This is a genomic window from Mycobacterium sp. E2479 (assembly GCF_001667925.1).
In the GTDB taxonomy this organism is placed as follows: Bacteria; Actinomycetota; Actinomycetes; order Mycobacteriales; family Mycobacteriaceae; genus Mycobacterium.
The window spans coordinates 80,339-105,307 of record NZ_LZJR01000076.1; the positions used below are offsets into that span (position 1 = coordinate 80,339).

Below are 24,969 nucleotides of genomic sequence, written 5' to 3' on the forward strand. Positions count from 1 at the left end.
CGTCAGCCGCCGCGCAGGCGGATCTTCCAGCGCACGAAGCCGAGGTAGACGGCGCTGATGACGAACAGCATGCCGACGTCGAACCACCACGTCGCCGGGGTGTGCTGCCAATGCGAGTCCTTCGGGGTGAGCGGACCGGGCACCAGCTTGGTCAAATCGGCGGTCGAGGCCGATGCGGCGAATCCCCATCGCGCCGGGGTTGCCCAGGACATCTGGTCGAGACCGATGCGCGCCGTAACCGGAATCATCCCCCCGGAGAACACCAGTTGCGACATGACCGCGACCACCAGCAACGGCATGATCTGCTCGTTGGACTTGGCGACGGCCGATAAGGCCAGCCCCAGCATTGCCGAAGCCACACACGTCAGCGCGACGTCGGCGAACAGCTCGAGACCCGGCTTGCCCAGCGCCACGGCCCCCTGGGTCGGGGCTCCCTTGCCGAGCACCGCAATGATGCTGACGATCGCCGACTGGACGATCGCGAAGACCGTGTACACGCAAACCTTGGCCAACAGGTAGGCCGAGGTGGACAATCCGACCGCCTGTTCGCGCAGGAAGATCGCGCGCTCACCGATGAGGTCGCGGATGGTCAGGGCGGTGCCCATGAACACCGCGCCGACGTTGAGCAGCACCAGGATCTGCCCGGGCTCATTGGGCGCGGCGCCCATCGGGTTCGGGATCCCGAAGCCGACATCGCCGGGCACCGACATGGACAGCGACCCCATGATGAACGGCAACAGCGCGAGAAAGACGAAGTAGCCGCGGTCAGAGACGATCAGCCGCATCTGGCGCCGGGCGATAGTCGAGAACTGCCGCACCAGGCTGGTGTGCGACGGATCGCCCAGCTCGGCGGGTTTCTCGGCGGGCGGCGGAGCGGGCGGCGGGCCCGTTCGGGCCAGGTAGCGCGCACGGGACCCGTCGGGATCGTTCGCGACGGTGCTGAAGATGTCGGCCCAGTTGGTGGTGCCCATGGCGGGACCGATTTGGTTGGGCGGCCCGTAGAAGGCCGTTTTGCCACCGGGCCCCAGCAGCAACACCTGGTCGCAGACGTCCAGGTAGGTCAGCGAGTGGGTGACCACCAGCACCACACGACCGGCGTCGGCGAGCTGCCGCAGCATGGTCATCACCTGCCGATCGAGCGCCGGGTCCAGGCCTGAGGTCGGCTCGTCGAGGATCAGCAGCGACGGGCCGGTGAGCAGTTCGAGCGCCACCGACGCTCGCTTGCGCTGTCCGCCGGACAGCTTGTCCACCCTAGTGCGGAGGTGCTGGGTCATCTCGAGTTCCTCGAGCACCCGAGCCACCACCTGGGCGCGGTCGTCCTTCGTGGTGTCGGGCGGCAGCCGCAGCTCCGCGGCGTACAACAACGCCTGCTGCACGGTCAGCTGCCCGTGCACCACGTCGTCCTGCGGCACCATCCCGATTCTGCTGCGCAACGAGGCGTATTCGCCATGGATGTTGTGGCCCTCGAACGACACGGTCCCCGTCGTCGGGTGCGTGTATCCGGCGATCAGTCGCGCGAAGGTCGACTTGCCAGCGCCGGAAGGCCCGATGATCGCCGTCAGCGTGCCGGGCAGGGCGGTCAGCGAGATGTTGTCCAGCAGTGTTTTGTTGTTCTCGATCGTCCAGGTCACCCCGCGCACATCGAGGCCGCCGCTGCGCGTCGCCGTCGCGGTCTGGTCGCGGCGGGCCAGGTCGCCACCGTGGAAGATCAGGTCGATGTTGCCGATGGTGACCACGTCGCCGTCGTGCAATACGGCCGAATCGACCCGGACGCCGTTGACGAAGGTGCCGTTGATGCTGCGGTTGTCGTGGATCTCGGTGCCGGTGGGCGTCGGAATCAGGGTGGCGTGGTGGCGCGATGCCAGCACCTCGGGGATGACGATGTCGTTGTCGTTGGCGCGCCCGATCCTGATGGCGCCCGGTCCGTCCGGACCGGCCTTGCCCGGCCGCAGGATCTTCATCATCGATGTCGCGATGATCGACGCGTCGCCGCCGATGCGGCCCGTCTGCGGCGCCGGTCCCGCAGCGGTCGGCGGCGCCGCCTGCGTCTGCGGCGACCGGTAAATCTGCGGCGCAGGCTGCGATTCGCTCGGTAGACCGCTGGTCGGGAATCGGGGCTGCGGCTCGGACGGTTGGCTTGCCGTGGCTCCCCCGGCCGGCTGCGCGCTGGCGGGAGGCTGGACGGAATGCCGGAACGACGCCGGCTGCTGGGTCTGGCCGGCATGCTGGCTGGCCGACGACCGGCTCTGCGGCGCGCGTGCCGGCGGTTCGCTGGGATTGCTGACAATCGGTATCGACGTCGTCAGCGGGGGCCGCCCGGCCGAGCCCCGGTGGCGGCCCACCTCGAAGGTGAGCGCCGGACCGTCCGGATTGCCGACGTTGACCCGCAGCCCATCCTGGATGTCGACGACTGGGACGCGGCGGTTGTGGACATAAAGGCCGTTGAGGCTGCCGTTGTCGACGGCGATCCATCGACCCTGGTCGTATCGCACTATCAGATGAGTTCGGGAGATCAGGGGGTGGGCTACTCGCATGTCGGCGCGAAGGTCACGCCCGATCACTACATCGTTGCCCGGCGCGAAGGTGCGTTCGGCCCCCTGGTACCGCACGGTCAGCGCGGGCGGGGCTGGTGAGGTCATCAGGACCAACTGTAACGGCAGCGGGGCGGCTTATGCGCGACGTGCTTGGCCGGGCTCTGTGTCGTACCATCGCCGACTGGAATCAGCGGAGGGCGCCGACTAGAAGGCCGCCCGGCAAGGAAGGCCAGCTGGGTAACGAATTACATTGTAGTACAATTACTTTCGCCGTTTTCAACCGGCAACCGCGGCGTTGCGCAGACTGCGCAGGCTCGGAACTTTGGCGCGAGCGGCGGTGACGTCCTTGACGAAATCACCCAGGTATTTGATCGCTCGCCTGCCCTCGGGCAAAACGTCGGCGGCCAAGGGGAAGTCGTGGATCTGCCCCTCCCACAGATGCAGATCACAGTGGATCCCGCTGGCTTCCAAACGCTTCGCCATCAGCTCGGCGTCGACGAGCAGCAACTCGTCCGAGCTGGCGTGGATGGTGACCGGCGGCAACGAGGACAGATCGGCATCCACCGGGGAGGCGACCGCGTAATCGCCCTGGCCTTCCACAACCTGTGCCTTGCTGAGGAATTCGGCGAACCGGGAGAACGCCCGGCGGGTGAACATCGAGCACTTGCGCGCGTTGCGGTGCTTGAGTTTGCGTACCGGATCCGTGTCGGTGAACGGTGAGACGGTCGCGACTCCCGCCGGTTCCATGATGCCGTCCTGGATCGCCAAGAGCGTGGTCATGAACGCCAGATACCCGCCGGCGGAGTCGCCGGCCACGACAACCTGGTCTCCGTCGAAGCCGCGATCCTGCAACCACCGCAAGCCACTGATGCCGTCGTCGATGGCATCGGTGATCTGGTGCGCGGGCAACTTCCGGTACGCGACGGTGAGCACGGTGGCGTCAGCAGCCTTCGACAAGCGAGTCACCATGGAGCGATGGGTGTTGAGGCCGCAGGTCAGGAACGCGCCGCCATGCAAATACAGGATTGTCCGCTCCCCCGATACGCCGGGCGCACGAACCCATTCGGCAGCACAGTTCTCTAGTCGCACCCGTTCGATTTGTGCCCGTGGCCCGACTTGCGGCACCAATCCCGCGACACCATCGAGGTATTCGAACGGCCAGCGCAGGTTCGGCGTCATGGCCCATGCGCGGACGGTGTTTTTCACGATCAAGCGGCTGGCGAGCCCTACGGCAACCGACTGCGGGCTATGGCGGTGATGGACGCGCCGCGTCATCGCCACGCTCGGCAATACATGTGTCGGTTCGGCTGTGCTCACCATCGGTTTCAACCTCCTAAGTGGCGACCGAATACCCGCCGCCGCGGGGGGCTAACTGGAAATGAACGGCCCACAAATGTCAGGTACATCACTGTTTGTTGCGCGAAGAGATGGGTACCACTGACTCGTTTGTCTTGAGGTTCCCGCGCGGGCGCAATCGGGCCTAACCGGCTGTTGCCGAGGCCGCCTAATGGCCCAAGATATGAGCGATGACACACGCGAAGCCTTCCGATCCGCTGCTGGCCGACCGGGTGACGGTCGTCACGGGCGGTGCGGGAGGCATCGGGGCTGCGACAGCACGCCTGTTCGCCGAACACGGGGCCCGCGTGGTCATCGCCGATATCGACGCCGACCTCGCCGGCGCGACGGCAGCCTCGATCACCGAATCCGGTGGTTCGGCCTCAGCCGTCGTCACCGACGTTCGAGACCCCGACCAGGTCGCCCGCTTGGCCCGGACGGTGATCGAGCGGTTCGATCGAGTGGACGTGCTGGTCAACAACGTGGGCCATTGGTTGCGCCACCCCGGAAATTTCGTCGACACCGACCCGCAGCAGTGGGACGAGCTCTACCGGATCAATTTGCACCATGTCTTCCTGCTGACCCACGCGTTCCTGCCGGCCATGGTCGAGCGCCAGGCTGGTGCGATCGTGAACGTCTCGTCCGTCGAGGGGCTGCGGGGGTATCCGGAGGACCCGGTGTATGCCGCCTTCAAATCCGCTGTCAACTCGTTCACGCGCAGCCTCGCGGTCCAGTTGGGCATCCACGGGATAAGGGTCAACGCAATCGCGCCCGATGTCACCGAATCCCTGCAAGTTCCCTATTCGCAATGGCTTTCGGACCAAGAACAGGCGCAATGGCCGCAATGGGTTCCGGTGGGGCGGATGGGCCTGCCCGAGGACCAGGCCAGAGTCATCCTGTTTTTGGCCTCCGATCTTTCCGGGTTCGTCACCGGCCACGTCATTCCCACCGACGGCGGTACCGGGGCCGCCGGTGGATGGTTCCGCTCGACCCGCCGACCGGACCGCCAGTGGACAAACCGGCCCATCGCCCCCTGATCAGACATCACCGAAGCCGCGTTCCGCCCGGGCCCGGGCCCAGACCCGCGAAAGCGTTGCGGGAATGAGGGTTTCGCCGGATTAGCTCAGGTTAGCCCAGGAAGTTGTCGCGGGCCCGAACCGGGCTTGATGGTCGATGATCGTTACCGCGATCCCGTTGAGCACCCCGTTGCCGGAGGGCTCATCGACAAACGTAGGCGGAGCACCGCCCTCAGTGATCCGGGGCGGTGGCTTTCGTTCGGGGTCGCGGCAAAAACGGTGGCCCGGCCACCCCTGTGACCGGGCCACCATCGGTTCCCGCTACTGCTCGGCTTTCTGGCGAGCTTCGTTGACTTCGGCGGCTTTGCGGGCGCTTTCGGCCTCGGCCTCTTTCTGGGCCGCCTCGCGCTGCGCGTCAGCCTTGTCCTGCTGGGCTTGACCCTCACGTTGCAGATCGTCACGCCCGGCAACTGCGCCGGCGACTTCCTTGACCTTGCCCTTGACTCCCTCGACAACGCCCTCAACGGCTTCCGCGGGACCACTCTTGTCCGACATGCTCCTCCCTCCGTATTGCGGACGACGCCCGTGTCGTGCGCTCGCCCCCTTGATGCCCAACCGGTGAATTTTCGAAACACGGCCGGTGAGTGGCCTTCGCCACCCACGGCGGCATGTTGCCGAAATGCCATACGCTGGTGGGCCGAGGAGTCGGCGGCGCGAGGAGTCGTGACGGTGGAGATGTGGGAACTGGTCGCCCGCGAGCGAATCCGGGACACTTTGGCGCGATACAACTGGTCGGGTGACGCCGGGCGGCTCGAAGGCCTCGCGGAGACGTTCTGCGCAGACGGCATCCTCGAAATACGCGATTCTGAGCCGCTGTGCGGACGTCGAGACATCGCGGCTTTCTTGGGCGGTGTCACCGGAAAGATCGCCGTGGCTGCCGATGTGAAACCGATTGTGCGCCATAACATCGCGAGCGTGTTGTTCACTGAGGTAGCGCCCGGTCAGGCCCGGGTCGACTCGTACTTCACCGTTCTCACCCACATCGGGCTCGACCACTACGGCCGCTACCGCGACATCCTCGTACCCGAGGGTGACACCTGGCTGATCAGGCACCGCAAGGTTTCGACGGACTGGGCGGCGCCAGACTCGGCGATGGCCCGCGAGCCCTCCGGGAAGCAGCGATAATCGCGGCGCAGTGACACGTCAAACCTGTTGTTCGAGTTGATATTCGGCGTTATTGAGCCAACCGAAGCGGGACGGATCATGTCCGCATCCAACACCGACCGTTCCTGGCGTACCTGCCGGTTCGGTCGATCACCGCTACCAGCCCGTCGGCCACGGCCCCCACCGGGCGAGAGCGGCGTGGCGATTTCGTTAAATCTCCCGACGGAATGTTTGCCGAATCGGCCTCAGCGGCTACAGATAAGAGTCACACAAAAAGATGGCGGCCGCCTGATCGTACGTCCCCTCAGGAGCTTCGAAGTGACCGCCGGTCACGTGACCAGCGGTCATGGCCGCCCAAAAGAGACGAGCAAGCATGCAACGACTCAGTGGATTAGACGCGTTCTTCTTATACCTGGAATCCCCAACGCAGCTTTTGAACGTTTGCTGTGTCCTGGAACTGGATCCCGCGACGATGCCCGGGGGCTACACGTTCGATCGCTTCCATGAGGCGCTCTCGGTGCGGCTGGACGCCGTGCCCGAATTCCGCCTCAAGCTGGCCGACAATCAATTCAACTTCGACCATCCGGTGTGGGTGGACGACGAGCGTTTCGATTTGGCTCGCCACCTTCACCGCGTCGCGCTGCCCGCGCCGGGCGGGCTGAAAGAATTAGCCGACCTGTGCGGCCACGTCGCCGGGCTTGCGCTGGATCGGGATCGTCCGCTGTGGGAAATGTGGGTGATCGAGGGCCTGCACGGCACCGACGCGCTGGCCGTCGTCCTCAAGGTCCATCACGCGGTGATCGACGGCGTCGGCGGAGCCAACCTGCTCGCGCAGTTATGCAGCGCCGTGCCCGACGCTGCGCCACCGAAACCGGCCGAGCGCACCGGCGCCGCGAATCCGCTAGAGATCGCCGCCACCGGGCTCATCGGCGCGGCACTGCGGCCGTGGCGCCTGGCCAAAGTCGTGCCTTCGACGGCGCTGACCCTGGCGCAAACGGTGCTGCGTGCCCGCGGCGGGCAGACGATGGCGGCTCCGTTCGCCGCTCCCCCGACGGCATTCAACGGCTCGTTCACCCGACGCCGCAACGTCGCCCTGACGAGCATGGACCTCGATGACGTGAAGACCGTTAAGCGCCGGTTCGGGGTGACCGTCAACGACGTGGTGATGGCGGTGTGTGCTGGGGCACTGCGGCTGTACTTGCAGGACCGCGACGCGCTGTCCGACGTCCCCCTGGTCGCCAGCGTGCCGGTATCCGTCCGCGACCAGTCGACTCGGGCGGGCCGCAACCAGATGACCTGGATGCTCTGCCGGCTCGAGACTCACATCGACGACCCAGTGGAACGGCTGGCCAGCATCGCAGCCGGAAACGCCGCGGCCAAGAAGCACTCCGCGGCGATGGGCCCGACCCTGCTGCACGACTGGACACAAGTGGCAGGACAGACCGTGTTCGGCGCGGCCAAAAAACTGCTGCCACGCATCCCTTTGCCTGAGCGGCCGCCACACAATCTGGTCATGTCCAACGTGGCGGGCCCACAGGAGCAGCTGTACTTCCTAGGTTGCCGGCTCGACGCGATGTATCCGCTCGGCCCGATCATCGCCGGCGCCGCGCTCAACATCACCGTGATGTCGCTCAACGGCCGACTCGGCGTCGGCATCATCTCCTGCCCGGACCTCGTTCCCGACCTGTGGGATCTCGCCGACGCGTTCCCCGTCGCTCTCAAAGAGCTGTTGAATTGCGGTGAGCCCGCCGCCCAGCGTCCACTCTGATCGACCCGGTCAGCGGAACCCAGTCCCCTCCCGCCGCTGCGGCATGGCAGGGTGACATCCGTGGCAGACACTTCTGAAGCGACGTCCCTCACAGCGCAAGATCTGCGGGAAATCAGCACCGAGAAGGGCGCCTTGCGCTACTACGACAGTGGTGGGCCGCAGGGCGGCCCGACGCTACTTTTTCTGCACGGTTCCGGTCCCGGGGTCACGGGCTGGCGCAACTTCCGCGGCGTGCTGCCCGCATTCGCCGTCCACTATCGGTGCCTGATCCTGGAATTTCCCGGTTTCGGGGTCAGCGACGACTTCGGTGGCCATCCGATGGTCACCGCGTTCGGCACGGTATCGCCCTTCCTGGACGCGCTGGGCGTCGACAAGGTGCACATCGTCGGGAACTCGATGGGCGGCGGCGTGGGGATCAACTTCGCAACCCACAATCCGGAACGGGTCGGTCGGTTGGTGACCATTGGCGGCATCGGCACCAACATCTTCAGTCCCAGTCCCAGCGAAGGCATTCGGCTCCTACAGGAGTTCGTCGAGGACCCCACGCGGCAACGCCTGGTCGACTGGCTCAAATCGATGGTCTACGACCAGGCGCTGGTCACCGAGCAGCTGATCGAGGAACGCTGGCAGTTGGCCACCGACCCGGCAACCCTGGCCGCGGCGCGACGGATGTATGGCAAGGCCGCGTTCGCCGGAATGAACGCCGCACTGAGCGCCTCCGACCGGCCACTGCCATGGGCGACCATGCACAAGCTCACCGCTCCCACCCTGCTGACGTGGGGCCGCGACGACAGGGTGAGTCCACCGGACATGGCGCTGATCCCGATGCGCACCATCCCCAACGCGGAGCTGCACATCTTCCCCAACTCGGGACACTGGGCCATGATCGAGGCCAAGGACGCGTTCGAAAGCACCGTGCTGGCGTTCCTTTCGCGCAATTAGACGGCGATCGCAAGCGCCGCGAAGCCGGGCGAAGCGCGTCGCCGCCATCAACCTCATTGCTGTCCCGCAAGGCCTTTCGTCAGCAGGGCGAGGGCCTCCGGGTCGCCGTTGAGCACGCGGCTGGTGCGGATGGTGATCTGCCAATGGTCGTCGATGCGCCGCAGCGCGAAATGATGTGCGGTGGCCCGCCACACCCGGTAGCCGTCACCGTCTCGCACGAGCACCAGGGATTCGCATACCGCCACCGCGTCGTCGCCGTCGACGGTGACTACACACGGCCCGAGGAAGTGCGAGCAGCCTTTGGCCACCAACTTCTGGTGCGCCGGCGAAGTGATCATCGTGTGCACGGCGGCGCGGCCCTCCATGCGCCAGCCGTCGACGTCATACACGCCGTCGGTCGCCCACAAGCTCGCGGCGGCGTCGGCATCGCCGGCATCGACCGCGGGGCCGTATGAAGCGATCAATCGTGCGATGTCGCGCTCGTCCTCGAGCCGGCGCAACCTGGCCAGCACCCCGTCGTCGGCGGTCATGGTGTTCTCCTCATCGCTGCGTGGCCCCGGCGTCGACCGGCAAGTCCGCCGCCGTGATGTACCGCGCTTCATCGGAGGCCAAGAACAGTGCGGCGTTGGCGACATCGAGCGGGTCGATCCACGGCACCGCAAGCATATTCATCGGGCGGGCCGCCTCGGCGAATTCCGTACGAGTCGGTGGTCGGCTTAGGTCGGGCCGAAAGGCACTGCTGACGATGTCGTTGTGGATCATGGGTGTGTCGACGTTCGTCGGGCTGACGCAGTTGACCCGAACATGATACGGCGCAAGCTCATTGGCGAGGCTGCGCATCAGGCCGAGCACGCCGTGCTTGGCGGCGGTGTAATGTGCGACGCCGACCAGTCCACGGCGCCCCGCGATGGAACTCGTCAGGATCATCGCACCCGCCGCGCGCGTGATGAGGTGCGGCGCAGCGGCGCGGCAGGTATGCCACACCCCGGTGAGATTGACGTCCAGCATGGTGCGCCAGGTGTTTTCGTCCAGGTCGACCGCCATACCACGGGAGGTGATGCCGGCGGTTGCGCACACCACGTCCAGGCCGTTGAAACGCTGCACGCCGCGATCGGTTGCGGCCTGCACCCCGGAGAGGTCACGCACGTCGACGATTTCGGTGTGCACCCGCCCGCCCGCGTCGCTCACCAGCGACGCGGTGGTGTCAAGGTCGGCCGGGGTGCTGTGCGGAATGACCACCGTGTCGACCGGGCCGCACACATCGAGCGCCACGATGTCAGCGCCCTCCTGCGCGAACCGCACCGCTTGCGCACGACCGATCCCCCGCGCCGCACCGGTGATCAGGGCCACCTTGTTTTGCAGCCGTCCGGTCATGTCGTCTTCTGGGTCAGACCGGCATCCACCACGAGCTGGGTGCCGGTGATGTACCGAGCCGCATCCGAGGCCAAGAACAGCACGGCGTTGGCGATGTCGACGGGCTCGACCCACGGCACCGGGAGCAGGTTGCGTGCCCGCAGCACCTCGGCGGCGTCGGCCGCGGTCGGGTTGTCCAGGTCCGGCCGCAACCGTCGAAAAGTGGCCTCGTTCAGCACCATTGGGGTGGCCACCGGCCCGGGGTGCACGGTGTTCACCCTGATGCCGCGCGGCCCGAGCTCGTTGGCCAGGGTGCGCGCCAGTCCCACCACCGCGTGCTTGCTGGCGGTGTAGTGCCCGGTGTTGGGCAGGCCGCGAAGCCCACTGGTGGAGCTGATGATAACGACCGAGCCACCGCAGTCGCCTTCCCGACCGAACATGTGCGGCACGCTCGCCCGGATCGTGTGCCAGACGCCGGTGAGGTTGATGTCGAGCGTGCGCTGCCACACCTGGGGGTCGAGTTCCCAGGACGGGGCGCCGGGCAGGTGGACTCCGGCGTTGGCGACCACGACGTCGAGACTGCCCAACTCGGCCACCCCCGCGTCGATGGCAGCCGTCACCGCCGCGAGGTCGCTGACGTCGGTCAAACCGGTCACACACCGTCGACCGCGGTCCTCGACTCCCCTTGCGGTGTCACGCAACTCGGCGGCCGCGCTTTGGGCGTCGAGCGCGATCACGTCGGCACCCTCGTCGGCGAACCGCTCACAGTGCACCCGTCCGGTGCCTTTGGCGGCGCCGGTGACCACCACTACCTTGTTCAGCAATTTCGTCATTGTTGGATTAGATCGAAGCCGCGGTAGCCGGCGCCGGCGACCTCGGCGCAAATATCGTTGTAGGTGGCGAAGCCGCCCGTGAACAGCATGAAGCCACGCGGCTTGCCCGGCACGTTCGCGCCCATGTACCAGGAGTTCGCCTTGGTGAACAGCGTCGCCTCGGCCAGGCGGGCGCATTCGGCGCCCCAGCCGTCGACGCTGTCCACGTTCGCCTCCAACGCGGCGTAACCGTAATGGTCGAGGTAAGCGATGGCGTCGGCGATCCAGTTCACCTGAGCTTCAGCGTGCAGCACCATGTTCGCTAGCACGGCGGGCGCGCCCGGACCCGAAATCAAGAACAGGTTGGGGAAGCCGTCCACCGCCAGGCCCAGATATGTGCGGGGCCCGTGCGCCCAGTCGTCACGCAGGGCGGTGTCGTGGCGTCCGATGATATCGATTTTGCCAAGCGCACCGGTCATAGCGTCGAAACCCGTTGCCAGCACGATCATGTCGACGTCGTAGTGCGAATCGGTGGTGTTAATGCCGGTGGCGTCGACGGATTCGATCGGGGTGGCGCGGACGCTGATCAATGACACGTCCGCGCGGTTGAAAGTCTGAAAGTAATTGCTGTCAGTGCAGATTCGCTTGGTACCGATAGGGTGGTCGGTGGGGATCAGCAGGTCAGCTACGGCCGGATCATCGATGACGGCCCGGATCTTCTCCTCGTAGAACCTGCGGGCCTCCTCGTTGGCCTCCAGATCGGTCATCTGGTCGGGGAACGTCTTGGAGAACAGCACCCCGCCGAGCTGCCAGCGCTTTTCGAAGGCCGCACGACGCTCCTCGGCGCTGAACTGCATCGTCGGCTTTGGGGCGGTGATGTGCGGTGAGCCACCCCCGCTGCGCCACGACAGCGCACGTCGCTGGGCGTAGCCGGCCTTGATCTCGTCCAGCTCATCGGCCGTCAAGGGCTGGTTGCCTGCTGGGACGCTGTAGTTGGGGGTGCGCTGGAAGACATAGAGATGAGCGGCGCGCTCGGCGATGATCGGAATGGATTGGATGCCCGACGATCCGGTACCTATGACGGCCACCCGCTTGCCGGTGAAGTCGACGGGCTCGTGCGGCCAGTGTGCGGTGTGGTAGATCTCGCCGGAAAAGGTGTCCAGGCCGGCGAAGTCCGGGGTCAGTGCGGCCGACAGCGGACCGGTCGCCATGAGACAGAACCGGGCCGAAAACTCTTGGCCCGCTTCGGTGGTGATCGTCCAGCGCAGGGTCGCCTCGTCGAGTCGTGCCGAGACCACGCGGGTGCGCAGTGCGATGTCGCGGCGCAGATCGAGCTTGTCCGCGACCCAGTTCAAATACGCCAGGATCTCGGCCTGGGTGGCATACCGTTCGGTCCAGTCCCACTCCTGTTGCAGTTCGTCGGAGAACGAATAGCAATAGTCGACGCTCTCGACGTCGCAGCGGGCACCCGGATACCGGTTGTGGTACCAGGTGCCGCCGAGCTCTGGCGCCGCTTCGACCACCCGCACCGAGAGGCCCTGACCACGCAGCTTGTGCAACGCGTACAGGCCGGCGAATCCCGCGCCGACCACGACGACATCCAGGGGCTGTCGGCCGGCATCATTCACAAGCAGTGACCGTAGGCCCTTGCGCGTGTTGGACCGCCGTCCCTCCCGGTCACCGGACGGTTCGCGCGAGACTTCCCGGCCACCGGGCGCGTAGGCCCGCCGCTCGGCCCTGATGGCCGACCATCGACCGATGCCGGAAATCGCACGTGTCGACGTCGAGCTGGACGGCTAACGGCATCGTTTGCCCTGGCCGCACGGGCAGACACTGGTGGAGACGCTGCTGGACGCGGGAATCGCGGTGCCGCATTCGTGCCGGGGGGCCGCTGTGGTTACTGCGTGGCGACCGTGCTCACCGGGCGGGTCGACATGGCCCCGTGCGAGGTGTTGGACGCGGCGGATCTCGAGGACGGCCTGATACTCGCCTGCCAGGCCAGGGCGGCAGGGGACGATGTGCACGTCGAATTTTGATTCCGTGTCCGTTCATCGGGATGTCCTTTGGGACCGACCGCGACTGCGGTAGACCATTACTAAGCCCACACACGTAAGGACAACGATATGAGCGACCGGGTACTCGACCGGGTAGTGGCCATGGCCGACCAGTTGCGCGACCAAGCCGCGGAAGCCGAACGCATCGGCCGGCTCACCGACGACACCGTCAAGCTGATGAAAGGCGCCGGCCTGATCCGGCTGTTGCAGACCAAGCAGTACCAGGGCTTCGAGGTCCATCCCCGCGAGTTCGCCGAGACGACGATGGCCACCGCGGCATTGGATCCGGCGGCCGGCTGGATCGTCGGCGTCGTGGGCGTGCACCCCTATCAGTTGGCTTACGCCGACCCGAAGGTGGCCGCCGAAATCTGGGCCGACGACGTCGACACCTGGATGGCGTCCCCGTATGCGCCGCAGGGTGTGGCCAAGCCCGTCGACGGCGGCTACCTCTTCAACGGCCGCTGGCAGTTCAGTTCGGGCACCGACCATTGCGACTGGATCATCCTGGGCGCCATGCTCGGCGACGAAAAGGGCATCCCGTTGATGCCGCCGCAGATGCTGCACATGATCCTGCCGCGCAAGGACTACGAAATCGTCGACGACTCGTGGAATGTGGTGGGGCTGAGGGGAACCGGCTCCAAGGATGTCATCGTCGAAGACGCATTCGTGCCGAATTACCGGACGATGGACGCGACCAAGGTAATGGACGGTACCGCTCAGCGCGAGGCCGGCATGACCGAGCCGCTGTACCTGATGCCGTGGTCGACGATGTTCCCGCTGGGCATTTCCGCGGCGACCATCGGCATCGCCGAGGGGGCGCTGGCCGCGCATCTGGACTATCAGCGCGAGCGCGTCGGTGCTACCGGAACCGCGATCAAGGATGACCCCTACGTCATGCATGCGATCGGCGAGGCTGCCGCCGACATCAACGCTGCCCGCCAGGAGTTGCTGGCCAACGCCGACCGCATCTACGACATGGTCGCGGCCGGCAAGGAGGTGTCGTTCGCCGACCGGGCGGCCGGGCGCCGGACACAGGTGCGCGCGGTGTGGCGCGCGGTGTCGGCGGTCGACGAGATCTTCGCCCGCTCGGGCGGCAACGCGGCGCGAATGGACAAGCCGCTGCAGCGGTATTGGCGTGACGTGCACGTCGGACAGATGCATGCCATTCATGTCCCCGGCACGACCTATCACGCGGCGGCGCTGAGTTCGATCGGCATCGACCCGCCCGAGGGCCCGCTGCGGGCCCTGATCTGAGCAGGAGACCCATCCGTGAGCGATCTGAAAAGCCTGGGCTACATCACCATTTCGACCAATGACATCGACCGCTGGCGGCAGTTCGCCTTCAGCGTGCTGGGTTTCGCCGAGGGTAGGGGCCCCGACGAGTCCGCGCTTTACCTGCGCATGGACGAGCGGGCGGCCCGGCTCATCGTGGTGCCCGGTGAGACCGACCGGGTGCTGACCGTCGGCTGGGAAGTGCGCGACCACCCGGCGCTGCAGCGAGTGCAAGCCTCCCTCGACGGTGCCGGTGTGGCGTACAAACAGCTGTCCGCCGATGAGGCCGAGGCGCGCCGCGTCGAAGAAGTGATCACGTTCGAGGATCCCGCCGGCACGACGCTGGAGGTATTCCACGGCGCGGTGCTCGACCACAGCCCGGTCGTCACGCCGTTCGGCGCGAAGTTCGTGACCGGCGACCAGGGCATGGGCCACGTGGTGGTACCGGCCATCGACGCAGGCGGCCTGTTCGATTTCTACACCGAGGTCCTGGGCTTCCGCGCCCGCGGCGCGTTCCGGGTGCCGCTGCCGAAAGAGTTTGGCCCGGTGCGGGTTCGGTTCCTGGGCATCAATGAGCGCCACCACAGCCTGGCGATCGTCCCGGCCGCGCACCAGCGCGATCCGCGCCTGGTGCACATCATGGTGGAGGTCGATACTCTCGACGCCGTGGGGCAGGCGCTCGACCGGGTCAACGTCGAGGGATTCCAGTTGTCGTCGACCCTTGGGCGCCACACCAACGACAAGATGGTGTCGTTTTACGTCCGCGCACCTGGCGACTGGGACATCGAGTTCGGCACCGACGGGATGCGGGTCGACGAAACCTATTACACCGCAGAAGAAATCACGGCCGACAGTTACTGGGGTCACCAGTGGGTCGGCGAGATGCCCGCGGCGATGCGGCTGTGACGCCCGAATCGGACGTAACGCCGGTCACCGCGTCGTCGATCACCTCATGGGATGACGAGGCCGACGTCGTCATCGCGGGCTACGGTATCGCCGGCGCGGCGGCGGCGGTGGAAGCCGCCCGCTCCGGCGCTGAGGTATTGGTGCTGGAGCGCACCGGCTCGTGGGGCGGTGCGGCGTCTATGGCCGGTGGTTTCATCTATCTCGGTGGCGGCACCGCGATCCAAACAGCTTGTGGCTTCAGCGATTCCGTCGATAACATGGCGGCGTTCCTCAACGTCGCGATGGGCCCCGGCGCCGACGAGAACAGGATCGCCGATTACTGCGCCGGCAGCGTCGCGCACTTCGAGTGGCTGGTCGGCTGCGGTGTCCCGTTCAAGGCGGAGTTCTTCTCCGAGCCCGGCTGGGAGCCGATGGGCGATCAGGGGCTGATGTACAGCGGCGGCGAGAATTCCTTTCCGTTCAATACCATTGCCTCGCCCGCGCCGCGCGGGCACGTCCCGCAGATGCAGAACAAGAAGCAGGGCGAAGCCAGCGCCGGCTACATGCTGATGAAGCCCCTGGTCGAAACCGCGACCGCAGCCGGCGTGCGGGCGTGCTACGACGTGCGGGTGCAGCGGCTGATCACCGAATCCGACGGCCGGGTGGTCGGCATCCGCGCCCGCCGGTACGGCACCGAGATGAGTGTTCGAGCGCGCACCGGAGTGGTCCTCGCGACCGGCAGCTTCGCCTACAACGACGCGATGGTCCAGCGCTTCGCGCCGCGGATCGCCGGCCGGCCGGCCGCGTCGATCGAGCAGCACGACGGGCAGGCGATCCGGATGGCGCAGGCGCTGGGCGCCGACCTGGCCCACATGGACGCCACCGAGGTGGCGATCTTCATCGATCCCCAGCAGCTGGTACGCGGCATCCTGGTCAACGGCCGCGGTCAGCGCTACGTCGCCGAGGACACCTACCCCGGCCGGATCGGGCAGCTCACGCTGTATCAGCAGGACAACGTCGCCTATCTGATCATCGACGGCGATGCGCAGGAGGAGGCGATGGCCTCGTGGTCGCCGAAGTTCATGCTGCGCCCGGCGACCTGGGTGGCCGACACGGTCGCCGACCTGGAACGCGATATGGGGCTGCCGATCGGATCGCTGCAGGCGACCGTTGCCGCGTACAACGAGGGCGCCGCGCGCGGCGAGGATCCGCTGCTGCACAAGAAGCCGGAGTGGATCAAGCCGATCGGCTCCCCCGTCGGCGCCGTCGACCTGCGGGAGAACACCGGCGGGTTCACCCTGGGTGGGCTGGCCACCACGCTGGACGCCGAGGTGCTGCACGTCAGCGGCGCGCCCATTCCGGGACTCTTCGCCGCCGGCCGCTGCACCGCCGGCCTGGCCGCGTGGGGCTACGCCAGCGGAGTCTCGCTGGGTGACGGCAGCTTCTACGGCCGCCGCGCCGGCCGCTCCGCGGCCAAGGGCTGACCGCACTCAGTGTCTTGAGCGGGTTGACGGCTTTGAGACTGTGCCTCCTGGGCCGGATTCGCGCCCACATTTCAGTCGCCGGTGCGCACTCGGCAGACCTTCCGTCCGTCCTCGCCGTTCGCGTGTCGTGTGACAGCGGCCACAGCGGTATGGTACAAACAGATATTCCTAATAGGAATATGACAGCCAGATAGCTCTAGCTGGGAGGGCCGGATGACAGAGACCGCAGAATCAGTCGCGCCGACGGCGGTCATCGACCGCATCTCGATGGTCCTGGACGCATTCGACGGACCCGGGCGCCTGACGCTGGCCCAGATCGTCCGGCGTACCGGCCTGCCGCGTTCGTCGGCGCACCGAATGCTCGAGCGCCTGGTGCAGCTGCGCTGGCTGCGCCGCAGCGGCCGTGACTACGAGCTGGGCATGCGCCTCGTCGAATTGGGCTCGCTAGCCGTGCATCAGGACCGCCTAGTGCGCGCCGCGGGCCCCTTGCTGGGCGAATTGCACCGCGCCACAGGGCTCGTCGCGCACCTTGCGGTTCTGGACGGGCCGGACGTCGTGTACCTCGACAAGGTCGGCGACTCGCCGCTGGCGCCCATACCCACCCGAGTGGGCAGCCGTCAGCCCGCGCACTGCACCGCCGTCGGCAAGGCGATCCTGGCCTACCGCGACGAGGATGCCCCGGTGGACCTGCGAATCCGCAAGACGAAGTACTCGATCGCCACCGGCTCACAGCTGGCCGTCGAATTGTCCCGGGTGCGCGCGCACGGCGTCGCCTTCGAACGTGAGGAATCGCTGCTCGGATTCGGTTGCGTGGCGGCCCCGATCGGCGGGCCGGGAGAGGGCGAGGAAGTCGTCGCCGCGGTGTCGGTATGCGGTCCGATGAACCGGATGAAGTTCGATCAGCGATTGGTCGCTCCGGTCCGGATGACGGCGATGGGCATCTGGCGGCACGCCGAGGGCGGCCCACAACGCGTCGCCCCGACTCTGCAGCCATTGCGTCCGCTGCGGCCCGCGTTGCAGTACGCGTGAAGCAAGCCCCATGGTCGCCGGCAGCGTATGGGTGATAGACCGTGTCGTCACCCGGCCGGGTTGCGCGCGGCGGTTCGTCGACGCATACCTGGCCGAGTACGCCCCGGGTGCCCGGGACCGGGGCATGACGCTACGCGACATCTTGGTCAGCCCGCCGATCTGGTTCGAAGACCGGGTTAACACCGTCACCATCACGTGGACACTGCCTGACGTTCAAGCCTGGTGGGAGATGACATGGATGGGCCGGCCTGATCCGGCGCTGAGCGAATGGTGGTCGCAAATCGGCGAATTGGTGCAGGAGCGATCTCGATCGTTCGCCGCGGCCGCGGCCGACGTCGACGGCCTGTGTGATGTTTAGCGTCACGAGATTGCTTGACGTCGTCAAGTCAGATCGAGACCGGCTACTCGACGAGTTGCGTTGCGCCGCAACCCAGACAGGATCACCGCGCTGGGTGGTCGAGCCGACTCTGCCCGGGACTCGCAACGGCGGCGATATCCTCGTGCACCTGCGATTCCACTCCCGGGCCGATTGGAGCTGTGGCGCAGCCGGATTCACTGCATTGTTGACCGACCCCGCGATGCTCCGGGTCAACGGGGCCGACTATTCCGGTGCACCCCAGCGCTGCGCCGAAAATTCAGGCACCGTGTACCGGACGTTGCTCCTGCGGGTGGTGCCCGACGCCCCGGCGGCCTCTGTCGATCAATTCGAGCACGAGCTGTCAATGATGCCCCGCCACGTGCCGGCGATCCGCGCATGGCAACTGAGCCGGGTATCCGAGGCCACCGGTGCTACGGCGTGGACCCATGTGTTCGAGCAGGAGTTCGCCGACCTCGAAGGGTTGATGGGTCCGTACCTGATGCACCCGATCCACTGGGCGGTGGTGGACCGGTGGTTCGATCCCGAAACTACCGAGGTGATCGTTCGTGATCGCGTGTGCCACAGCTTCTGCGCCACCGCCGGCCCGGTGATCAGTTAGATGCCTGTGGGCAGGACGTTCGGATTGGCTGTCTGCGGCGGCTTCAGCGGTGGCAACAGCTCCAAGCCGTCTAGGCTGTGCACCGGCAACTGCTGTGCCCAGGGGTAGTGCAGGCTGAACGCGACCAGCCCGGTGCGCTCGACGGCGGGCAAATGACACATCGCCAGCACTGTTTCGGCTAAGTACTCCACCGGTTCGGTCGGGAAGGTCACCGGAATCAGCTCCGCAGCACCGGGTGTCTTGACCGCCGACGATGGGCCAACGCAGTTGACCGCAATGTTCGCGTCGAGCAGTTCGGCTGCTGCGCCTTGCGTGAAACGGTGCAGCGCAGCTTTAACCGACGCGTAGATCACGTCACCTGAGGTCTTGTTGTAGTCACGGTACGGCCGCACCGGAGGCAGCCCGGTCACCGACCCGATGTTGACGATCCAGCCCCCACCTTGCCTACGCATGTGTGGAACGGCAGCTTTCGTCAAGACGAAAGGTGTCCGCAGGTAATGCTCGACGGTCCGGTCAAACGTCTCCAGGCTCATGTCCTCGATGACCGAATAGTCGGCGAAACCGGCGTTGTTGACCAAGATGTCGATGCGGCCGGTGTGCTCGAGCACTGCGTCGATCAACCGGCGGCGCTGCTGGGCATCCTCGAGGTCGGCCGCGAGGCCAAACGCGTGACCACCCGAGCTTTGAATCAGGGCGACGGTCTCCCCGATGGTGCCCGGCAGCCTATGACTCGTGCCGCTCCGGGTCGACGCGGAAGGTTGGTGCGACCTGGCTGTGACGGCTACCGTCGCACCCTCAGCGGCCAAGCGCCGCGCAATTGCTTGACCGATGCCCCGGCTACTTCCCGTTACCAAAGCTGTTTTACCCGAGAGTAATTGAGTCATCGGAACTCGAAATGCTCTTCGATCGGCGCACGGTGCTGATGCCAAAGGTCGACCAGCCGGTAGGGGGTCGCCACCACGACACGGCCCGACCCTGAGCGGTAGTAGGTGTGTGCATTCGGCGTGTGACACCACACCGTGCCCGCCATCGTCTGGTCGATCTGGGCCACGTAGTCGGTGTAAGCCTGGCGGGTGACCTCCATCGTTGTCGCGCCACGCAGCGCCATCAGTTGCAAGCATTCCATGATGTAATGCGCCATCACTTCCATCGAGAAGTTCGCGCCCGCACCGTGGCCGGGACTGTAGTTCGGCGCCGAATTGATGAACAGATTCGGGAAGCCGGGCACTGTGCCACCCCGGTACGCGCGGGGGCTCTGACCCCATTCGTCGGAGAGCGTACGTCCGCCGCGGCCGCGAACGTCGATCGTGGATAAAAAGTCGAGGTGGTAACCGGTGGCGTAGATGATGATGTCAAGGTCGATCTGCCGGCCATCCTGCGTCACGATGCCTTCGGCGTTTACCGCGGCCGGTTCGCTGGCTTCCACGTCCACGTGGTCGCGCGTCAGCGCCGCGTAATACCCCCCCGGATCCCGAATGATCCGCTTGCCGTAGGGCGCGAAATCCGGAGTGACTTTCCTGGCCAGTTCGGTTCCGGCACCGAAGGTCTCGTTGATGTAGTCCATGCACATCCGCAACAGCACGTCGTTGGCGGGTGAGATCGACAAGTGCGATTTCGACCACTCCGGGTCCTGCAGGATGACGGGATAGTTGTTGTCCGCCGTCCCCCAATACGACTTCAGCCGGTTCCACTTCGCGTAAAACGGTAGGTGCCGGCCCAGATAGCGGCGGTGTTCGGGAACGTCATCGGTCGCCCTTTTGCGCGGCGCCACCCAGTGTGGTTGCCGCTGAAACACAGTCAGATGCTCGACGTCCTCGACACATGCGTCGACGATCTGTACCGCCGTACAGCCGGCGCCGATGATCGCCACCCGCTTGCCGGCAAGGTCCAGCGCCGGATCCCACTGCGCGGAGTGAATGCTGATGCCTGCGAAGGTGTTCCGACCCGGAAGATCAGGCCATCGTGGACGATTCAGGTAACCCGCCGCGGTGATCACGACGCGCGCGTAGGTGACGTCGAGTTCGCCGTCGCGACCAACGCTACGGATCTGCCACTGCTCGCGATCCTCGTCCCACCACAGGGCTTCGACCTCGGTGCCGAATCGGGTGTGCTCACGCAGGCCATATTTGTCGGCCACCGCAACAAGGTAGTTCTGATACTCCGCGCCTTGCGGATAGTAGCTCGTCCAATCCGGGTTCACCTCACGCGACAACGAGTAGTACGCCGATGGCGTGTCGACTCCGATACCCGGGTAGGTCGTGGTCAGCCAGGTACCACCGACTTCGTCATTGCGATCGAAGATCTGGTAGCCGACCCCAGCGTCAGCCGCGGCGAGTGCGGCGATGATACCGGCGAGGCCCGCACCGATAATCGCCACGTTCGTTGTCTCGGGAATCGCCACCGTGCGCGGCAGCGCTGGTTGGGAGGGATGAAAACCGCCCTGCTCGAGCAACAATGGAACAAATTCGCCGTCGACTTCGCATCCCAGTGCCAGCGGTAGCAGCCGCCCGAAGAGTTGGGGGTCGTCAGCGGGAATCTCCGCTGCCTCGCGGGGCGACCGCAGCGCAGCCATCACCGCCTCGACCAGTTCTGCTGCGGTGGCAGGATCGGTGACGCCGGCCCGTTCCGGAGGGTCGGGCACGTGCGTGATCTTCGCCCCGAACCGGTCGACCACACAAGCGTCACCAGTCAGCTGCGCCAACACCGCGACGAGTACCCCTGGATCTGCCTTCAGCAGGTTGACCCGGAGTTCACCGGGATCCAGCGGAGCGCCAGAACTCATGGCACCGAGTATGGAGTCGCTCCCCCGCCGCGCGGGGGTCCCCGTCTACTGAGTGGGAGGTTGGGCAGACAGTGTTCCACTGACCGGACATCAATCAGACACCCGCGGGCCACAGCGTGTTGACTACCTGCCATGAGCAACGAGGTCACGCTATCCGAACTGCACGACTTCATCGCGGGCTTCTGGTACCACTACGACGAGGCCCACTACGATGACTTGGCGCGCCGCTGCGCGCAGGACGTGCACTACGTGACCCGAAGCGACTCAGGCGCAAGTCCTTTCGAGGAATTGATGTCGCCCGATTTGAATGGTCGTGACGAGGTGGTGAAGTGGCTTGCCGACCATCGCGATCAGAGTCCCTACCCGTTGCGCCACCACGCCACCAACCTGCACCGCACGAGCACCAATGGTGAGATCACGTACGCGCGCTTCTACATCTTCGTCAACCAGATCGCAAACTTCGTCCCGTTCGCGGTCTCGACAGGCATCGCCACTGTGGGCGTAAGGCGCGGCGCCAAGGGGCTTGAGTTCACTGAGATGGACATCGTGCTCGACACCACGAACTCGGTGCAGCTTTCCGAGCTCGCCCCAAAGAGTGCTGCCGGTCGGTGACCGCTCGCGAAAAATTCTCCGGCGGCGTCGCCGTCATCACCGGAGCAGGCGGTGGTATCGGCGCGGGAATGGCGCGCCACGCCAGCCGGTTGGGCATGACGGTCGTGCTCGCCGACGTCGATGCGGACGCCGTGGCGGCGTTACGGAGCGAACTCGCCGCAGCGGGAACCGATGCGGTCGACGTCGTCTGCGACGTGCGCGACCCGGACGCCCTGCAAGGGCTCGCGGAACGCACCTACCGGGAAGTCGGGCCGGTGCGGTTGCTGGTGAACAACGCGGGAGTCGAACAGTTCGGGTATTTGTGGGACACGCCCATCGCCAACTGGAGGCGCGTCGTCGATGTCAACATCAGCGGAGTTTTCTACGGGGTGCGGGCATTTCTGCCCAAGATGATGGCCACCGACGAGCAGGTCTGGGTATGGAACCTATCGTCGGTCGGCGGCGTGGTGGCAATTCCATTGCAAGCGCCCTACATCACGAGCAAGCACGCCGTTCTCGCCATGACCGAATGTCTGTACCTCGACGTCCAATCGGCCGGACACGATCACCACATCCACGTGCAGGCCGTGCTGCCAGGTGCGGTGGTATCCAACATCTTTGAATCCGCCGGTGGAGTCGAGGCCAGTGATGCCCTCGACACCGTGAATGCCAATGCCGCCGAGGCGCAACGCGCGGCCATGCTGCAAATCAAGGACCGGGCCATGGATCCGCTGGCCGCCGCCGAGACCGTATTCGAGCAGGCCGCGCAGGGTCGCTTCTACCTGCTCACCCAGCCGGACTATGTCGGGGCGGCGATGACCGAACGCGCGAACGTCCTTGCCACCCAGCATCCCCCGTCACGCCGATGAGTCCGCAGATCGCCAGGGTCAGGCTGGATGCCGACGCCGCCGCACGGATCGCGTCGTTCGGCGACGTCCCACCGATGCGCCAGCGGGGGTTGGCCGCGGTGCGCACTGCTATCGAGGCTGCGCCGCTCCCCCGGGACATGCCCGAGATGGCCAGCGTCACCGACCTTGTCATACCCGGGCCGGCTGACCCGATTCCCGTCAAAATCTATCGCCCCACCTGCGATGCCATGGGACCCGTCCTTGTCTTCTTCCACGGCGGTGGACTTGTCATGGGATCCAATCACTCGTTCGAGCCGCTCGCGCGAGCGCTGGCGGCCACCGCGCAAGCCGCCGTCGTAGCGGTCGATTACCGGCTGGCCCCCGAATTCGCGCCGCCCGCTCAATTCGAGGACGCCTACGCCGCAACCGAATGGGTATCGCGGCATGCGCAGGAATTGGGCGTCGACGGTGCCCGACTCGCGGTCGTCGGCGACAGCGCGGGTGGTTCGCTTGCGGCGGCGGTTGCGCTGGCCGCCCGCCAGCGCGGTGGCCCGGCCATTTGCGCGCAGGTGCTGTTGTATCCCGGACTGGATCGCGATATGGACACCGCGTCGATCACCGCGCTCGCCGACGCACCAATGCTGAGCCGCGACGACATCGAATACTTGCATGCACTCGCCTATGGCGACGCCGGCCCGCCCCAGGATCCCTACCTGATTCCGGCGTGCGCGACCGACCTGACCGGACTGCCGGCGGCGATCGTGGTGACAGCGGAAGCCGACCCGATCCGAGATTGGGGTGAGCAGTACGCGGCGCGGCTGCGCGACGCGGCTGTGCAGACAACCGTGACGCGCTATCCCGGGATGTGCCACGGCTTTCTGATGCGGTCTGACGCAACGGCGCGCGGCCGGCTGGCCATCGCGGAGATCGGTGCGCTGCTGCGCGCGAAGTTCGCTCACCCGTTGCCGGTCCAGCAGTTCCATCAGAACAACAGTCAACGCAGTGCAGAAGGAGACAGCTGATGCTCACCAACGATCGACGGATGGAGCTTTCCGATGTGTTGCGGCCTGCCGCCCCGCCTCGGGAGATCGACGAGGTGTACACCGACGACCAAATCGGGCGGCTGTTCGACGTCGTGCGTAGCGCAGGCCCGTGGAGGCTGATCATCGCGCAACATTTCGCGTCGCCTGACGAATTGATCGCGACGATGAGCGGAGCCTTTCCCGAGGGATTCACACCGTCGCTGGACCTCTTCCTCACTCCGACCTTCCGCGGCTACCTCGCCAACTATGGCGCCGTGCTCTACCCGCAACTGCACGACTGCTTCTACAACGCGAAATTCCTGCAGATGGCCAAGACCTACTGGCGCGCCGAATACGCCAAACCCCAGCTGATGCTGTTCAACATCAACGGACCGTGCGCGAACCGCGATCCGGGGCATCTGGATTCGCCCAGCTTCCGCGGTGTGCGACACGAGAACGCGCCGACGTGGCTCACCAGCGTGATGGGTAAGTCCGGCCTGTTCGGCGAATACCTGATAAAGATGGCGCAGGTGATTACTTGGTTTTCTCTCGATCGCGGGAGCGGATTCACCTACTGGCCCGACGGTCCGCTTCGGGAACCGAGGCGCGTCCTACCACCTGTCTACAACCGTGGCGTCGTTGTGCAGAACGAGATGATGGTGCACCGCGGCGAGGCGAATGGTCCTCTTGATCAACAGATTCCGAAAGGATTGGGATTCGACACCGTGTTCGCCGGTGACCCGGAGGACCGCGACCAGTGGCTGCTGAGAAACGGTGATGCGATCATCGCACGCCACCATACCGACGAACTGCGGTTCCTCGTGCATTGGTCGGCCGAGGTGTTCTCCGACTTCGACGAACTGAAAAAGAACATGGACGGTTCCGACGACCTGACGATCGACCGAGCCATCGACATCATGGTCGATGACGTCAACGGTCGCGGGATCAAGCTCGACATTCCCAGTGAGCCGCTGCACGATCCGGCTTTCATCGGTGCGCTCAACGCCGCCTATGACCTGGGCGGGCCATCCATCTATCCCGACGAGGCGCCGCTGAGCGCCTTCCAATTGGCGTGACGAAAAGAACCGCACCATGCAGCGT

Annotated in this window: 23 protein-coding genes and 1 pseudogene; 15 read left to right on the top strand and 9 right to left on the bottom strand. The window is 65.9% G+C overall.

Features of this window, described 5'->3' with window-relative positions:
• Positions 1-2: 2 nt before the first annotated feature.
• On the bottom strand, positions 3-2,639 hold the full coding sequence (locus A5686_RS10355) for an ATP-binding cassette domain-containing protein (protein WP_082947575.1): 2,637 nt from the start codon (positions 2,637-2,639) through the stop codon (positions 3-5).
• A 171-nt stretch (positions 2,640-2,810) separates the two neighbouring features.
• Positions 2,811-3,854 (bottom strand): alpha/beta hydrolase, encoded by a 1,044-nt coding sequence (locus tag A5686_RS10360; protein WP_082947576.1) that lies wholly within the window; start codon positions 3,852-3,854, stop codon positions 2,811-2,813.
• A gap of 206 nt (positions 3,855-4,060) precedes the next feature.
• Between A5686_RS10360 and A5686_RS10365 the strand changes: the two genes are divergently transcribed.
• A complete protein-coding gene (locus A5686_RS10365) occupies positions 4,061-4,906 on the top strand; it encodes an SDR family NAD(P)-dependent oxidoreductase (RefSeq protein ID WP_067933770.1) in 846 nt (281 codons plus the stop codon).
• A 300-nt stretch (positions 4,907-5,206) separates the two neighbouring features.
• On the opposite strand, the gene A5686_RS10370 is transcribed toward A5686_RS10365, so the two are convergent.
• Positions 5,207-5,440 (bottom strand): CsbD family protein, encoded by a 234-nt coding sequence (locus A5686_RS10370; protein ID WP_067933772.1) that lies wholly within the window; start codon positions 5,438-5,440, stop codon positions 5,207-5,209.
• Between the two features lie 174 nt (positions 5,441-5,614).
• Here A5686_RS10370 and A5686_RS10375 point away from each other — a divergent pair, with 174 nt between their 5' ends.
• The 3 genes from A5686_RS10375 (at position 5,615) to A5686_RS10385 (ending at position 8,759) form a co-directional block, all read left to right on the top strand.
• Complete coding sequence (locus A5686_RS10375; protein WP_067933854.1) at positions 5,615-6,070, top strand: nuclear transport factor 2 family protein; 456 nt, start codon at positions 5,615-5,617, stop codon at positions 6,068-6,070.
• A 352-nt stretch (positions 6,071-6,422) separates the two neighbouring features.
• Positions 6,423-7,817, top strand: coding sequence for a wax ester/triacylglycerol synthase family O-acyltransferase (locus A5686_RS10380; protein WP_067933774.1), 1,395 nt, complete (start codon positions 6,423-6,425; stop codon positions 7,815-7,817).
• A 60-nt stretch (positions 7,818-7,877) separates the two neighbouring features.
• A complete protein-coding gene (locus A5686_RS10385; RefSeq protein ID WP_067933775.1) occupies positions 7,878-8,759 on the top strand; it encodes an alpha/beta fold hydrolase in 882 nt (293 codons plus the stop codon).
• 53 nt (positions 8,760-8,812) lie between these two features.
• Here the strand turns inward: A5686_RS10385 and A5686_RS10390 are convergent, their stop codons facing one another.
• From A5686_RS10390 to A5686_RS10405, 4 genes are read right to left on the bottom strand one after another with little or no spacing between them, the layout of a single operon-like run.
• Positions 8,813-9,289, bottom strand: coding sequence for a nuclear transport factor 2 family protein (locus tag A5686_RS10390; protein ID WP_067933777.1), 477 nt, complete (start codon positions 9,287-9,289; stop codon positions 8,813-8,815).
• Positions 9,290-9,299: 10 nt separating this feature from the next.
• Entirely contained in the window at positions 9,300-10,133 is an 834-nt protein-coding gene (locus A5686_RS10395; protein WP_067933779.1) for a mycofactocin-coupled SDR family oxidoreductase, read from the bottom strand.
• Positions 10,130-10,945 carry a mycofactocin-coupled SDR family oxidoreductase gene (locus A5686_RS10400; RefSeq protein ID WP_067933781.1) on the bottom strand — a complete coding sequence of 272 codons (816 nt, stop codon included), beginning with the start codon at positions 10,943-10,945 and terminating at the stop codon, positions 10,130-10,132. The genes A5686_RS10395 and A5686_RS10400 overlap by 4 nt, the downstream gene beginning before the upstream one ends.
• A complete protein-coding gene (locus tag A5686_RS10405; RefSeq protein ID WP_067933783.1) occupies positions 10,942-12,552 on the bottom strand; it encodes an NAD(P)/FAD-dependent oxidoreductase in 1,611 nt (536 codons plus the stop codon). The genes A5686_RS10400 and A5686_RS10405 overlap by 4 nt, the downstream gene beginning before the upstream one ends.
• Before the next feature lie 181 nt (positions 12,553-12,733).
• On the opposite strand from A5686_RS10405, the pseudogene A5686_RS10410 reads away from it, so the two are divergent.
• From A5686_RS10410 to A5686_RS10440, 7 genes and pseudogenes are all read left to right on the top strand, one after another.
• A pseudogene (locus A5686_RS10410) lies at positions 12,734-12,960 on the top strand (2Fe-2S iron-sulfur cluster-binding protein).
• Positions 12,961-13,047: 87 nt separating this feature from the next.
• Entirely contained in the window at positions 13,048-14,232 is a 1,185-nt protein-coding gene (locus A5686_RS10415; RefSeq protein WP_067933785.1) for an acyl-CoA dehydrogenase family protein, read from the top strand.
• A 15-nt stretch (positions 14,233-14,247) separates the two neighbouring features.
• Entirely contained in the window at positions 14,248-15,156 is a 909-nt protein-coding gene (bphC, locus tag A5686_RS10420) for a biphenyl-2,3-diol 1,2-dioxygenase (protein WP_067933787.1), read from the top strand.
• Positions 15,153-16,619, top strand: a complete 1,467-nt coding sequence (locus A5686_RS10425) for an FAD-dependent oxidoreductase (protein ID WP_156750027.1) — start codon at positions 15,153-15,155, stop codon at positions 16,617-16,619. The genes bphC and A5686_RS10425 overlap by 4 nt, the downstream gene beginning before the upstream one ends.
• Before the next feature lie 213 nt (positions 16,620-16,832).
• Positions 16,833-17,648: an IclR family transcriptional regulator gene (locus tag A5686_RS10430; RefSeq protein WP_067933792.1), complete on the top strand. Its 816-nt coding sequence runs from the start codon at positions 16,833-16,835 to the stop codon at positions 17,646-17,648.
• 10 nt (positions 17,649-17,658) lie between these two features.
• Positions 17,659-18,006: a hypothetical protein gene (locus A5686_RS10435; protein ID WP_067933794.1), complete on the top strand. Its 348-nt coding sequence runs from the start codon at positions 17,659-17,661 to the stop codon at positions 18,004-18,006.
• Entirely contained in the window at positions 17,999-18,625 is a 627-nt protein-coding gene (locus A5686_RS10440) for a Dabb family protein (RefSeq protein WP_067933795.1), read from the top strand. Before A5686_RS10435 ends, A5686_RS10440 begins: the two co-directional genes overlap by 8 nt.
• Here the strand turns inward: A5686_RS10440 and A5686_RS10445 are convergent.
• Both A5686_RS10445 and A5686_RS10450 read right to left on the bottom strand, forming a co-directional pair.
• Positions 18,622-19,509 carry an SDR family NAD(P)-dependent oxidoreductase gene (locus A5686_RS10445; protein WP_067933797.1) on the bottom strand — a complete coding sequence of 296 codons (888 nt, stop codon included), beginning with the start codon at positions 19,507-19,509 and terminating at the stop codon, positions 18,622-18,624. The genes A5686_RS10440 and A5686_RS10445 overlap by 4 nt on opposite strands.
• Positions 19,506-21,407 (bottom strand): NAD(P)/FAD-dependent oxidoreductase, encoded by a 1,902-nt coding sequence (locus tag A5686_RS10450; protein WP_067933799.1) that lies wholly within the window; start codon positions 21,405-21,407, stop codon positions 19,506-19,508. Before A5686_RS10450 ends, A5686_RS10445 begins: the two co-directional genes overlap by 4 nt.
• Positions 21,408-21,539: 132 nt before the next feature.
• Here A5686_RS10450 and A5686_RS10455 point away from each other — a divergent pair, with 132 nt between their 5' ends.
• The 4 genes from A5686_RS10455 to A5686_RS10470 are packed head-to-tail and all read left to right on the top strand — an operon-like array spanning position 21,540 to position 24,944.
• Complete coding sequence (locus tag A5686_RS10455; RefSeq protein WP_067933801.1) at positions 21,540-22,019, top strand: nuclear transport factor 2 family protein; 480 nt, start codon at positions 21,540-21,542, stop codon at positions 22,017-22,019.
• On the top strand, positions 22,016-22,867 hold the full coding sequence (locus A5686_RS10460) for an SDR family NAD(P)-dependent oxidoreductase (RefSeq protein WP_067933802.1): 852 nt from the start codon (positions 22,016-22,018) through the stop codon (positions 22,865-22,867). The genes A5686_RS10455 and A5686_RS10460 overlap by 4 nt, the downstream gene beginning before the upstream one ends.
• Positions 22,864-23,868, top strand: coding sequence for an alpha/beta hydrolase (locus A5686_RS10465; protein ID WP_067933803.1), 1,005 nt, complete (start codon positions 22,864-22,866; stop codon positions 23,866-23,868). The genes A5686_RS10460 and A5686_RS10465 overlap by 4 nt, the downstream gene beginning before the upstream one ends.
• Positions 23,868-24,944, top strand: coding sequence for a hypothetical protein (locus A5686_RS10470; protein WP_067933805.1), 1,077 nt, complete (start codon positions 23,868-23,870; stop codon positions 24,942-24,944). Before A5686_RS10465 ends, A5686_RS10470 begins: the two co-directional genes overlap by 1 nt.
• The last annotated feature ends 25 nt before the right edge of the window (positions 24,945-24,969 follow it).